Here is a 14,444-nt window from a genome sequence, read left to right on the forward strand (position 1 = left end):
AGCCAGGATCAAACTCTCCAATAAAGTTAGTTTGTCTAGCATCTAAAAATAAAAATTGACGTTTACGTTGTTTGTTTCGTTCAGTTTTCAAAGAACTACTTCGCCGCTCAATTGCGACTTCCTTATGTTAACATCTTCGTTTTTCGATGTCAACTAAGTTTTTCAAATTTCTTTTTTGTCGTTTACTGCGTTTCCGCATCAGCGACGTTTATTAATATATCACGCAGTATATATAGGGTCAATACTTTTTCCGAAAAAATTTCACATCCCGTTAAAAAACTAAATTAACTATAGAAAAAAATTACTACTCCTCTTTTATAGACATGCTCCTTCCACCTAATCTCTTTCTGTATTGCATCTTAAAAGAAAGCACTACTGTTCTTTAATAAGTGATAAATTTAATCATCACCTTCGTTTTCGTAAAATATTCTAAATTGTGTGTTATATTATTCCTATAGGAGTGTGGTGGGAATGGGTATTAAATATTCGAACAAAATTAATAAAATCCGAACCTTTGCATTGAGTTTAGTATTTATCGGCCTCTTCATTGCATACTTAGGTGTCTTTTTTCGCGAAAACATCATTATTATGACAACCTTTATGATGGTTGGTTTTTTAGCTGTCATCGCTAGCACTGTTGTTTACTTTTGGATTGGTATGTTATCTACAAAAACGATACAAATTATTTGTCCAAGCTGCAATAAACCAACAAAAATGCTCGGTCGTGTCGACGCATGTATGCATTGCAATCAACCTTTAACACTGGATCCGAGTTTAGAAGGAAAAGAATTTAATGAGAAGTACAATAAAAAAAGCTATAAAGGATAACACGTACTTTCACTTTAGTATTTTTTCATCCCTATATAATAAAGAAAGAGAGTGACGATTAAGTCACTCTCTTTCTTTATTATATATTACGCCTTATGACACTCTGGACAAACGCCATAAATTTCTAAGCGATGACTATTAATAACGAAGCCTGTCGTTTTTGCAGCTTCCTCTTCAAGCTGTTCCAATCCCCCATAAGGAAAATCAACAATCTTACCACATTTTTCGCAAATCACATGATAATGTTGACTTGTAACATAATCAAATCTACTTGAAGCATCCCCATAAGTTAATTCCTTTACAAGTCCAACTTCTTTAAACACACGTAAGTTATTATAGACAGTTGCAACACTCATATTTGGAAACTTACCTTCTAATGCTTTATAAATGTCATCCGCTGTTGGGTGCGTCATAGATTCCACAAGGTACTCTAAAATAGCATGACGCTGTGGAGTAATGCGTACACCCGTATTTTTCAGCATTTCTAGCGCTTCTTTTAATTCTTCTTTGACCACCGTCATGCACCCCGATTCTATACGGATTATTATTTTATAATTCTTATAAAGAGTGTACTCTTTTTCTTATAAATCGTCAATATTTCTACTATAAGTATGTGGTTTATTTTCGTATATAGCCTTATTCTTATGTATCTTCCCCCATTCCCTATACATTTACATAGAAAAAAGTGCGACATAATCGCACTTGGAATACTATCATCTGAGGAGGTATGCCCTACACTTTCACTTTATGTATCGCAAGAAAATATGTATAGACGCATGCCTTACATATGTATTTTTTCTCCTCATTAATATAGATTTATTTTATATAAGAAAGAACATCCTCAATATGCCCTTTCACTTTCACTTTACGCCACTCATTTACAAGCTCACCGTCTTTATTAATAAGGAATGTAGAACGCTCAATTCCCATGTACTCTTTTCCGAAGTTCTTTTTCAGCTTCCAAACATCGTACAATTCTGCTACTTTATGATCTTCGTCTACTAAAAGTACAAATGGAAGCTCATGCTTCTCAATGAATTTCATATGTCTATTTGCTGAATCTGGACTTACACCAAGTATAACCGTATCCTTCTCTTGAAATAATCCATATGCATCACGAAAATCACATGCTTCAGTTGTACATCCCGGAGTCATATCTTTCGGATAAAAATATAGGACTACATTTTTACCGCGAAAGTCAGCTAAGCGAATTTGTTCTCCGTTACTTCCTTCTAATGTAAATTCTGGTGCCATTTCTCCTACTGTAATCATTGTTATCACTCCTTCTCTTTTCTTTTACTATATCAAATGCGACCTTATTTTTCATTGTCTATTACAGATCTCATCACAAAGGCAAACGGTAATGTATATCCAATTAGCGCTTCTCCAATTGCAATCCATCTTCCGATTCCAATCGGAGCTATATCACCATATCCAACGGACAATAAAGTAACCGCGCTAAAATATAAACATATTTCAACGAGCTGAAAGGAATGAGCACTTAACCTATCCCCATCTTCTTTCAAAACTGCAAAACCCATTTCCTCTAGCACAACATAACTTAATCCAAACGCAATCAGTACCGTTGTATAAATCAAAAACAACGTAGCTAAATTGTACAGCGAAAAGAAACGATTGGAATTTGAATATGAACTCCATAATAATTGGACACTTCTCAAAATAGTGATTGCTGCAATTAATAGAATAAATCCCCATAACATGTCCTCCACCTCGTTTTATATGTATGAGGACTGTAGCTGATTTATCCCTTAGAAACAAACAAGCTTCTATAATTAATTTCCTGCACCACGATATCGTTTAACCCCTTGATTCCAGAGGGTAATTGCAATAGTAAAACAGATAACACCAACAATTGGAGTTGCGAAAGCATAGCTATTCCACTCTGTTTTTCTTAAAAAGTATGCTGCTGGATATACCCCAACAAATGCAAACGGTAAAACAAACGTTAAAACAAAGCCAATAACACGGTTATAAATATCAACAGGATAGCGTCCATAATTCCCTATGTTATACATAAGCGGCATAATGGAACTTTTCGCATCTGACCAAAAGCCAAGACTTGCAAGCGTAACAAATATCCCGCCGTACACAAGTGCCCCTCCCCCTACCATAAGTAGGAATAAGAAGAAATCATACCAGTAAAAAGATAATTGCAGCTCCATTGCTGCATAACCCATCACAATAATCCCCGTAATGGCTCCAATTAAAGATTCAAGTTCCATTCTTTCTAATATAATTTGAAATAAACTATGAATCGGTCTCGTTAATATACGATCCATTTCTCCTTTAATAATGTAACGATCATTAAAATCCCATATATTAAAGAAAGCTGAAAAAATGGCAAACGGTACTAAAAAGAAACCATAAATAAAGATTACTTCTTCTCGGCTCCACCCTTTTAGTGCTTGGGTATGCCCAAACACAACGAGAATGAAGATTAAATTAACAGCTTGTAGTGATAAATCTGAAAGTAATCCGACGATAAAATCGCCACGATACTCCAATTTTGTTTTTATATATTGACTTGCATATTGCAAAAATAATTTTATATATATCATCTCGTCATCCCCCTTGTACGATTAGACGTTTTCTCGCCGTTTTCCACATCAGTACAATTGGAATAATAAGTATAATTGCCCAAATCACTTGAAATAATAAAGCTTCATATAACTTATTTCCTTGTATACCTTCAGAGAAAATCATACTCGGAATATAACTAATTGCTTGAAACGGTAAAAACACCATTGCTTTTTGGGCCCATAACGGATAAAAACTAATCGGTAATAATAAACCAGAAAATAAATCAATAACAACACGTTTCGCATACATAATTCCACTATTATTAAATAAGAAGAATGTAAGCATTCCTGTCATTAAATTTATTTGTGTATTAATGATAAAACTAAATATTAAAGATAAGAAGAAATATAACCACGTTTGAAAATTTGTTGTAATTTGTAATGAAAATAATAACGTAACAATAACCATACCCGGAATTGAAAAGAAAGCAAAACGAAATATCCCTTCTCCAAGCCCTTGCATAACTTTCATACCTAAATAGTTATATGGACGAATTAGCTCTACCGCCACACGTCCTTCTTGAATTTCCATCGCAATTTCTCTATCTATATTATTGAAATAAAAAGCGCGTGCCATCCATGCGATCGCAATATACGTAGTCATTTGTGAAATAGATAAACTTTCAATATTCTCTTTCCCGCTATAAATTGCTTGCCATAAAAAATAATACGCACCAATGTTAATCGTATAAATTAAAATCCCGCTGTAATAATTTGTACGATAAGCAAGCATCATTAAAAAGCGAATCCGAATCATTTCAATATACTTACCCATGCATAATACCTTCTTCATAAATGTTACGAATAATTTCCTCTGTAGACACTTCGTTAATTTTCAAATCTTTAATTTGAAAGGCTTGTACTACTTTAGAAATCAACATAGAAATGATAACTTCTTCATTCGGTATTTTTGCAACCCATGCGTTTTCTTCTTTCGCTTTTAACCAAACAACATGGCTATCTGGCATAACCATTGATAACTCCTGGTATGAAACTGGGGCAACAAACTGAAAATGTATTTCCTTCTCTACTCCCCACTGCGTACGAAGATTATCTAAAGATCCGTCATACATAATATTCCCTTCATCAAGCATGATGACGCGTTCACATAAAGCTTCAATATCAGTAATATCATGTGTCGTTAATAAAATTGTTGTTTTATAACGTTCATTCATCTCTTTTAAGAATTCTCGTATTTTCAATTTCACAAGAACATCTAGTCCAATTGTTGGCTCATCTAAAAATAATAACGGCGGATTATGAATTAACGCCGCTGCCAATTCACAACGCATTCTTTGACCAAGAGATAATTTCCGTACCGGTTTATCTAACAAAGGACCGATATCTAACGTTTCAATAACATGTTCCATATGTTCCTTATACTGAGCGTCTGATACACCGTACACTTTCTTCAATAAACGAAATGATTCTTGTACAGCAATATCCCACCAAAGCTGGGAACGCTGACCAAACACAACGCCGATTGTTCTTACAAATTCTTCTCTCTGTTTGTGTGGATTCATTCCATTCACTGTAATTTGTCCTGATGTCGGAGTCAAAATCCCTGTAAGCATTTTAATCGTCGTTGATTTACCAGCACCATTCTCACCAATATAACCAACCATTTCACCTTGCTTTACAGTAAAAGAAACATCATTTACTGCTGGTACTATTTTATAATTACGATTTAATAAATCGCGAAATGCACCCTTTAATCCCGGACGACTTGAATAGGCTGTAAACTCTTTACGTAACCCTTGTACCTCAATTACCGATTTCATAATCGGACCCCCTTCCTAAATGTCACAACGAATAGTTTACCCAACTGCTCCTTCTATCACAAACAATACGTCTTTTCAAAAAACATGTTAGAATAATACATAGATTTTTGTAAGGAGATGAATTGTAGTGAATTTCACAAAATCAGAAGCGTTACATAAAGAAGCTTTAGAACATATCGTTGGTGGTGTTAATAGTCCTTCCCGTTCTTTTAAAGCAGTTGGAGGCGGTTCTCCTGTTGCAATGGAACGCGGAAAAGGTGCTTATTTCTGGGATGTAGATGGAAATAAATATATCGATTATTTAGCAGCGTATGGCCCTATTATTACTGGACATGCTCACCCACACGTGACAGAAGCAATTAAAACAGCGGCTGAAAACGGCGTACTATACGGTACTCCAACAGCATTAGAAGTAAAATTCGCAAAAATGTTAAAAGAAGCAATGCCCGCTTTAGATAAAGTCCGCTTCGTGAACTCTGGTACAGAATCCGTTATGACAACCATTCGTGTTGCTCGTGCTTACACTGGCCGCACAAAAATTATGAAATTCGCTGGTTGTTACCACGGTCATTCCGATTTAGTACTTGTAGCAGCTGGCTCGGGTCCTTCTACTCTTGGAATTCCTGATTCAGCGGGTGTGCCACAAAGTATCGCTCAAGAAGTTATTACTGTTCCATTTAATAATGTAGAAACTTTAAAAGAAGCGTTAGATAAATGGGGACATGAAGTAGCAGCTATCCTTGTAGAGCCAATCGTTGGAAACTTCGGTATTGTTGAGCCAAAACCTGGCTTCCTTGAAAAAGTTAACGAACTTGTTCACGAAGCTGGTGCACTAGTAATTTATGATGAAGTTATTACTGCTTTCCGCTTTATGTATGGCGGCGCTCAAGACTTACTTGGCGTAACCCCAGATTTAACAGCACTTGGTAAAGTTATCGGCGGCGGACTTCCAATTGGTGCTTATGGTGGTAAAAAAGAAATTATGGAACAAGTTGCACCGCTCGGCCCTGCATACCAAGCTGGTACAATGGCTGGGAACCCTGCTTCTATGGCATCAGGGATTGCCTGTCTAGAAGTACTTCAACAAGAAGGCGTATACGAGAAATTAGATGCACTTGGCGCAATGCTTGAAAAAGGAATTTTAGATCAAGCTACAAAACATAACATCGATATTACAGTAAACCGTCTAAAAGGTGCATTAACTGTATACTTCACAACAAATACAATTGAAGATTACGATGCAGCCAAAAATACAGATGGTGAAATGTTCGGTAGATTCTTCAAGCTGATGCTTCAAGAAGGTATTAATTTAGCACCTTCTAAATATGAAGCATGGTTCTTAACGACAGAACATACAAAAGAAGATATTGAATATACAATTGAAGCTGTTGGCAGAGCATTTTCTACCCTAGCGAACAATAAATAATCTCTTCATTACAAAAGGAAAAAAGAAAGCCCATCTTTCTTTTTTCCTTTTTTCTATTTCATAAATCCCTCATTAATAGTATAATTATTCATAATTATCTGTTTTATATTCTTTTATATCCTTACTATCCATGTATACAAGGCAGTTCACGCCTCAAATAGTAAGATTATTCAAAATTCATTTTCCAGAGGGGGGATTGACGGATGCTCAACAAAAAAAATAAATGGACACCGTCTTTATTTCGGAATTATAAAAATGCAGAACACGATGCGTGTGGAATCGTTTCCGTTATGGAAAAACGAAGAATTCCTACAAAAGAAAACATCGATCTTTGTATACAATCGCTAGTCAAAATGAATCATAGAGCTGGTTTCATTAATGGCGAAGGAGATGGTATCGGAATTCATATCGACATGCCAAAAGCACTTTGGAATGAAAAACTGAAAAGTAGCGGATATAATCCAACGATTGTGGATCATCCCCACTTTATCGTTGGACATTTTTTTCTAAACAAAAAAGAAAACATTGCTGAGTTAAAAGATTACATTCGTACGCAACTAAACAATGAAAGCTTTACAATTGTTCTCGAAAATGATGATGTAATAAACTCAGATGCACTCGGTCCTCTTGGTAAACAAGAAGAACCTTTATTTTGGCAAATTGCCCTTATCGCCGAAAGTGAAGTTAAAAATATTGAACAAACATTATTTTCTGTAACAATAAAAATCGAAGAAAATGAAGCAATTCATGTTGCCTCATTAAGTCATGAACATGTTGTATATAAAGTTCTCGGTGCTGGCGATACACTCGTTGCTTATTACAATGATTTACAACACCCACTTATCGCTTCAACTATGACACTAGGACATAATCGCTATTCTACTAATACGTTATCTAATTTTTTTCGTGTACAACCATTTAGCATTCTCGGACATAATGGCGAAATTAACACGATTGCAAAATTACGCGATCAAGCTGAAATGATTAATGTACCACTTACTGCCGGGGGCAGTGATTCCCAAGATTTAAACCGCACCTTAGAAACCCTTCTCGTTCAGTATAACTACAGTTTATTTGAAGCAATGGATATATTATTTCCACCAATTATTAATGAAATAAAACTTTACGAAACAAACTTACAAAACTTATACACTTATATACGTGAGGCTTGGGGGCATTTCGCACAAGGTCCAGCTGGTATTATTTCACGTTATAAAGATGAAGCTGTTTTCAGTGTCGATTCCCTTGGATTACGCCCAGTTTGGAAAGTAGAGACAGAGAGCTCCTATATTTTCTCTTCTGAACCTGGAGTTGTATCACCAACTGAATATGTAGCAGAGCCGAAACCACTCGCTCCTGGAGAAAAAGTTGGATTAAAATGGAATCAACAAGATGAGCTCGTTCTCTATGAATACAACAATTATCAAATTGAAGTATATAACCGTTTTAAGAAACGAATCGATGTTACCAATTATCACGTAAACTTATCTATCCCTGAAACGAAAGAAACTGAGGGATTATGTGATTCGGTTCAAGTTGAAACGAATCAATACGTCGCTTTTGGCTGGGATCGAGAACATATTCAGCTCCTTGAACAAATGGCGACAAAAGGCGTCGAACCAATTCGGTCACTTGGGCATGACTCACCACTTGCCGCACTTGATACAGATAGACGAAATATTGCTGATTTCATTAAGGAAAGTGTAGCCGTTGTTACAAATCCAGCAATCGATCGCGATCGCGAAGTTGAACACTTCTCCACACGTACTGTACTCGGAGAGCGTCCGTGTTTATTAGATAACTCTAAACAACCATTTGTAATCGAGATGCTTTCACCCATTATTTTAGAAGGGAATTTAGCTCAATCTATCGCGGCAGACTTACACACGATTACGTACGAACAACTTATACAGCTATTCATTACTCATAGCTCTGTCTCTACAATTTCTATTACATTTAGTCCATCAGAAACTCTACAAATCGCATTAAATCGAATTAGTTCCGAAGCGATAGCAGCCGTTAAAAATGGTGCTTCCCTACTATTATTAGATGACGCTAAATCTCATCAAAATGAACTGTTATGGATTGACCCACATTTAGTTACTGCTAAAGTACATCAAGCATTAACTGAAAATAAATTACGCCGGAAATGCTCTCTCGTTATACGTTCCGGTGCCCTTCGCTCCTTACACGATATCGTCACGCTATACGGATTAGGGGCAGATGGTATTAATCCATATTTATTGTTCGCAACGGTAAATGATGAAACAAAAGTACCAATTACTAATTTGTATACCGCACTTAATAAAGGACTAGAGAAAGTAATTTCAACGATTGGAATTCATGAATTACGCGGTTACGGTCGCCTCTTCTCCTCTATTGGATTACATGAGGAAATCGCAAATATATTACAAATTACAAACTTCTGCGGTTCAAATAATTTAGCTTTTTCACTTGAATCACTTGCTGAAGATGCAAAAATTCGAGCTGAGGATTTTAACAATCCAAAAGTTAGAATGCGAAAATCATTTCATATATTCCCGCGGATTTGGAAAGCAATTGGTGATGTTGCAAAAGGAAACTCTTATGATGATTACCGCGACAAGTTAAGTGAATTAGAAGAAAACACTCCCATCGCAATCAGGCACCTTGTTCAAACAAAACAAGCACAGCATGTAGTTCCGACTGAAGAAGTGTCCATCGGCATTCACAATCATGATTTACCATTTATTATTAGTTCCATGTCATTTGGTTCTCAAAATGAAATTGCCTTTCGCGCGTATGCAGAAGCTGCCGATCAGCTAAATATGATTAGTTTGAACGGTGAAGGCGGCGAAATTAAAGATATGATTGGTAAGTACCCACATACACGCGGACAACAAGTTGCATCTGGCCGATTTGGAGTAAACGCTGAACTACTAAATTCATCAAATTTAATTGAAATTAAAATAGGTCAAGGAGCAAAGCCTGGTGAAGGTGGACATTTGCCTGGTTCAAAAGTGACTGCCAAAATTGCGGAAGCACGTAATGCTACAATTGGTTCGGATTTAATTTCACCTTCTAACAACCATGATATTTATTCAATTGAAGACTTGGCTCAAATGATTACAGAAATTAAAACGGCTAATCATCTTGCAAAAGTAGCTGTAAAAGTTCCTGTCGTTCCTAACATCGGAACAATTGCTGTCGGTATCGCAAAAGCTGGCGCTGACTTTATTAACATTAGTGGATTTGATGGCGGAACAGGTGCTGCGCGTATTCACGCATTGCAACATGTTGGTCTTCCTGTAGAGATTGGTGTTAAAGCTGCTCACAATGCGTTACTAGAAGCAAATATGAGACATAAAGTAGAGATTTGGGCAGATGGCGGTATTCGAAGTGTAAATGACGCCTTAAAAATCATGCTCCTCGGAGCAAACCGGATCGGATTTGGCACATTATCAATGATTGCAATTGGCTGTACAACTTGCCGTGGTTGTCATCTTGATACGTGCCACGTCGGAATTGCAACACAAATTGAATCTGAAGCTCAAGCGAAAGAACATGGACTGCGCCGTTTCGTTCCACGTGAATTAGAAAGCGCAGTTACAGGGCTATTAAGCCTATTCACTACTTTCGGTACAGAATTGAAACGTTTAACAGGGCAGCTCGGTTACACAAACTTACAAGATATTATCGGACGATCGGATTTATTAGAACAAACTCGAGGCAAGGACTTATTAGACTTACGTAATTTAATACAAACGATAGAAGATTCATCTGTGAAAATAACGGCATCTGTACAAGAAAAACAATTTGAAACAACAAATTCTCTCCAGTCAAAAGAATTAGTAAGCGTCGGCGTAGAGCAACGCGTAATGGGCGGTCTAGAATCCTGTTATCGTATTCGTAGCAAATTATATGAAAACACTCATCTTGAACCACTTACATTAAAGTATACAAACGGATCTGTTCCCGGAAACGGATTAGGCGCGTACAATAGCGAGAACTTATTTATACACGTAAATGGTGGCGCGCAAGATGGAATTGGAAAAACTTCATTTGGCGGTGGCATTTATATAACGAAAGCAAAAGGAACAGATGGAACATATTATAACGGTTCTGTCGGAAAAGGATTTGGATACGGTGCTCAAAAAGGTGCATTATACGTGCAAGGTAACGCTGATGCTCGTGCTGGCATTCGCCTTTCTGGAGCAGATATGATAATTGGAGGCAGAATTACAAAACCACTCCGCGAAAAAGAACAAGGAAATATCGGAGTATATTCTAATATAAAAGGATTTGCTTTTGAATATATGACAAATGGTCGCGCTCTTGTTTTAGGAGATCCTGGTCCATGGATTTGTGCCGGCATGACTGGTGGTGTTGTTTATTTACATCATGAGCCAAACTTAGGTTTAACAGAACACGCTTTAAAAAGAAGAATTGCTAAAGGTGCAAATGTAACATTGCAGCCAATTAGTAAAAATGGTTTGCAAGATGTGAATGAATTATTATTAGACTACATTCGTGTATTAAATGAGCACGAACAATATGAAGAAGTCGCTTTGTTAACACCATTATTAGATGATATCCAGCTTCACTTCTATGAAATTATCCCGAAAAAAGAACAGGCGGATCCATCTATTTCAACCGAATGATATGTACAATATTTATTTTCATAAAAAAATTGACGAAGCGAGCATCGCATAGTAATCTAGAATAACAATTTGAAACCTGCTGAAATTCAGCAGGTTTTTTTATTAAAGAATAGATGTTTAAAGAGAATTTGGAGAAATTATAAATTGATTGTAATTTATTTATTAAACTTTTTAACGTCACTAAAATATCACTTGCTAACATATTGTAATGAATGTATAGTATCATGTTGTACATTCATTATGACAAGAGAAAGGATATCAATAAGGGTATGAAACTTGGTGCTCGCATTTTAAAAACGGGTATTGCCATTACATTAGCTTTATTTGCTTGTATTTTACTTCAATTACCGAGTCCTGTATTTGCGGGAATCTCAGCTATCTTTGCTGTTCAACCGTCTGTATACCGCTCGTATTTAACTGCTCTTGAGCAAATTCAAGCAAACGTAATTGGTGCTGTATTCGCTATCGTATTTGCTACTGCTTTTGGACATAATCCTTTTATTATTGGATTAACGTGTATATTAGTAATTGCTCTTACTTTACAATTACGCTTAGAAAAAACAATATCACTCGCTTTAGTAACAGTTATCGCCATTATGGAGTATCAAGGCGAAGATTTCTTTAATTTTGCCTTACTTCGATTCGCGACGATTATGATTGGAATTATTGCGGCTTCGCTTGTAAATTTAGTATTTATGCCGCCAAAATATGAAACAAAACTTTACCATCGCATCGTTGATAATACAGAGGAAATTGTTAAATGGATTCGTATGAACAGTAGGCAAGCTTCTGATTTTACAACGCTAAAAACCGATATTGATCGCATGAAAGAAAAAATGATTAAACTAAATCATTACTATTTGCTGTATAAAGAAGAAAGAAGCTATACGAAAAAAATACAATTCGCGAAAATTCGTAAGCTCGTTTTATTCAGACAAATGTTAGCGACAACAAGCCGCGCTTTAAGCACGTTAAAATCATTACATCGCACCGAAAATGAACTGCGCTATATGCCAGAAGAGTTTCAGGAATCTATTCAAAACGAACTTGATTCATTAACGCATTATCACGAACAAGTGTTATTAAAATTTATTGGTAAAGCAAAGAAACAACAATCCGTTGAGATGCTTGATGAAGTTGAAACCGGTAAACAAGAATTGATTGATATCTTTATGGATTATCAAAATAAGGACGATGAGGAAGCATATAAAATATGGTTACACCTCTTCCCTCTTATTTCTTCAATTATTAACTACAGTGAGGAAGTAGAGCATTTAGATTTACTTGTGGATAGCTTCTACACATACCATAAACCAGAAAGCGAACTCCAAATCGAAGATAAAAAAGAAGACGAATAAAAAACAGCTCCTTTTACGCTAAAGGAGCTGTTTCTGTTATATGCTGAAGTTGATATAGATTGTAATAAAATCCCCTCTTTTTCATTAACTCTTCATGAGAACCCTTTTCTTTTATTTCACCATCTTCAACATAAATAATTGTATCAACATGCGTAATCGTCGCTAATCGATGTGCAATAATAATTGTTGTCCGATCTGCAGCTAACGTTTGCAGTGCCTCTTGAATATATCGTTCATTTTCTAAATCTAAAGCGGAAGTTGCTTCATCTAATATAAGTAAAGACGGATTCTTTAGAAAAACCCGTGCGATTGCTACACGCTGTCTTTGTCCACCAGATAATTTCACACCACGTTCCCCAACGACAGTATCATAGCCCTCTGGCAACTCTGTAATAAAATTATGAATTTGTGCAGCTTTGGCAGCTGAAATCACTTCCGCCTCTGTAGCTTTCGGATTGCCATATAAAATATTAGCCCCGATTGTATCGCTAAATAATAAATTATCTTGTAGCACAATTCCAATATGACTACGTAAATTTCTCATATTATACTTTCTTACATCTATCCCGTCTATATAAACTGCACCTTCAGAAACATCGTAAAAACGCGGAATTAAACTAGCAAGAGATGACTTTCCTCCTCCGCTTGCCCCTACAAGCGCAACCTTCTCTCCCGGGCGCATAGTTAATGACAGATTATGCAATATTTCTTTTTCATCCGCATTATAACGAAAAGAAACATTATCAAATATAACTTCCCCATCTAGCCTTTTCGTTTGCACCGCATTTGGCACATTAACAATATCGTATTTTTCATCCAACAATTCAAACACTCGATCCATCGAGGCGAAAGACTGTGTTAATGTTGTAGATGAATTAACAAGGCGACGAAGCGGACTATATAAACTATCCATATATCCAACAAAAGCAACCATCGTACCCAGTGTTAACGACCCTTGAATTACCTCATATGCCGCAAAACCAATAACAAGTAACGGCCCTAAATCCGTTAACGTATTCACTACCGAAAACGTTCTCGCCGTCCAACTCGTATGAGTTAGTGCTTTCGTTAAAAATTCATTATTTCTCTTTTCAAACTGTCCTCTTTCATACTCTTCTAATGCAAAACTACGTGTCACTTGCATCCCTTGAATACGTTCATGTAAATACCCTTGCATAGTTGCTAGCGCTTGCGAGCGCTCTTTCGTCAATTTTCGAAGGCGCCCGAAAAAATATTTCACTGCAACTACATAAATAGGTAAGATTAATAAAGCAACAAAGGTTAATTTTATATTCATAGAAAACATAACGATAATGGCAATAACAATTGTTGCAGTATCTAACCAGACATTCATAAGACCAGTAATTACAAAGTCCTTCGTTTGTTCTACATCATGGATTACACGTGAAATAAGCTCCCCTGTTTTTGTGTTCGAATAATAACGTAAGCTTAATTTTTGCAAGTGCCCAAAAATGTATTTTCGTAAATCGTATAGTATTGTATTGGCAATGCGCTGCGCGAAATATTGACGATAATATTCTATCGGCGGTCTTACTACTGCAAAAATAAAAAAAGCAATCCCAATTGCGGTTATTAATTGAGACGTTTTTTCTTGAAGCGATCCCGTGCCTTGAATAACATCATCAATAATATACTTTAATAACCATGGCATAATAAGCGGGATACCGAACTTCACAAGACCAATAATAATTGTAATAGCAATAAGCCATCGATATGGTTTAACAAATTGTAAATATCTTTTTATACCTTGCACATAATCCCCCCTCTAATAGGACAAACCTGCCGGGAAA

The 14,444-nt window shown here is 36.2% G+C and carries 11 protein-coding genes; 4 read left to right on the plus strand and 7 right to left on the minus strand.

Annotated elements, in window-relative coordinates:
• Positions 1–471: 471 nt before the first annotated feature.
• Complete coding sequence (locus tag NSS74_RS26805) at positions 472–828, plus strand: YgzB family protein (protein ID WP_002140296.1); 357 nt, start codon at positions 472–474, stop codon at positions 826–828.
• Positions 829–914: 86 nt separating this feature from the next.
• Here NSS74_RS26805 and perR read toward each other — a convergent pair whose 3' ends face one another.
• The 6 genes from perR to NSS74_RS26835 all read right to left on the minus strand — a co-directional run bounded on the left by perR (position 915) and on the right by NSS74_RS26835 (position 5,209).
• Positions 915–1,343 (minus strand): peroxide-responsive transcriptional repressor PerR, encoded by a 429-nt coding sequence (gene perR / locus NSS74_RS26810; RefSeq protein ID WP_000237831.1) that lies wholly within the window; start codon positions 1,341–1,343, stop codon positions 915–917.
• 301 nt (positions 1,344–1,644) lie between these two features.
• Positions 1,645–2,100, minus strand: coding sequence for a thioredoxin-dependent thiol peroxidase (gene bcp, locus NSS74_RS26815; RefSeq protein WP_002029647.1), 456 nt, complete (start codon positions 2,098–2,100; stop codon positions 1,645–1,647).
• Positions 2,101–2,144: 44 nt separating this feature from the next.
• Complete coding sequence (locus tag NSS74_RS26820; RefSeq protein WP_002140293.1) at positions 2,145–2,549, minus strand: potassium channel family protein; 405 nt, start codon at positions 2,547–2,549, stop codon at positions 2,145–2,147.
• A 72-nt stretch (positions 2,550–2,621) separates the two neighbouring features.
• Complete coding sequence (locus tag NSS74_RS26825; RefSeq protein WP_002091114.1) at positions 2,622–3,407, minus strand: ABC transporter permease; 786 nt, start codon at positions 3,405–3,407, stop codon at positions 2,622–2,624.
• Between the two features lie 4 nt (positions 3,408–3,411).
• On the minus strand, positions 3,412–4,203 hold the full coding sequence (locus NSS74_RS26830; RefSeq protein ID WP_002140292.1) for an ABC transporter permease: 792 nt from the start codon (positions 4,201–4,203) through the stop codon (positions 3,412–3,414).
• Positions 4,196–5,209 carry an ABC transporter ATP-binding protein gene (locus NSS74_RS26835; RefSeq protein ID WP_002010347.1) on the minus strand — a complete coding sequence of 338 codons (1,014 nt, stop codon included), beginning with the start codon at positions 5,207–5,209 and terminating at the stop codon, positions 4,196–4,198. Before NSS74_RS26835 ends, NSS74_RS26830 begins: the two co-directional genes overlap by 8 nt.
• Positions 5,210–5,336: 127 nt before the next feature.
• On the opposite strand from NSS74_RS26835, the gene hemL reads away from it, so the two are divergent.
• The 3 genes from hemL (at position 5,337) to NSS74_RS26850 (ending at position 12,633) form a co-directional block, all read left to right on the plus strand.
• On the plus strand, positions 5,337–6,635 hold the full coding sequence (hemL, locus tag NSS74_RS26840) for a glutamate-1-semialdehyde-2,1-aminomutase (protein WP_002010346.1): 1,299 nt from the start codon (positions 5,337–5,339) through the stop codon (positions 6,633–6,635).
• 203 nt (positions 6,636–6,838) lie between these two features.
• Positions 6,839–11,275: a glutamate synthase-related protein gene (locus NSS74_RS26845; protein WP_340814690.1), complete on the plus strand. Its 4,437-nt coding sequence runs from the start codon at positions 6,839–6,841 to the stop codon at positions 11,273–11,275.
• A gap of 269 nt (positions 11,276–11,544) precedes the next feature.
• Positions 11,545–12,633, plus strand: coding sequence for an aromatic acid exporter family protein (locus NSS74_RS26850; protein WP_002063696.1), 1,089 nt, complete (start codon positions 11,545–11,547; stop codon positions 12,631–12,633).
• 13 nt (positions 12,634–12,646) lie between these two features.
• Here the strand turns inward: NSS74_RS26850 and NSS74_RS26855 are convergent, their stop codons facing one another.
• The gene (locus NSS74_RS26855; RefSeq protein WP_002091119.1) at positions 12,647–14,407 is read right to left on the minus strand and encodes an ABC transporter ATP-binding protein; all 1,761 of its coding nucleotides are present in this window, start codon (positions 14,405–14,407) and stop codon (positions 12,647–12,649) included.
• Positions 14,408–14,444 lie beyond the last annotated feature (37 nt).

It is taken from the genome of Bacillus sp. FSL E2-8868, assembly GCF_038005505.1.
Taxonomy (GTDB): Bacteria; Bacillota; Bacilli; order Bacillales; family Bacillaceae_G; genus Bacillus_A; species Bacillus_A mycoides.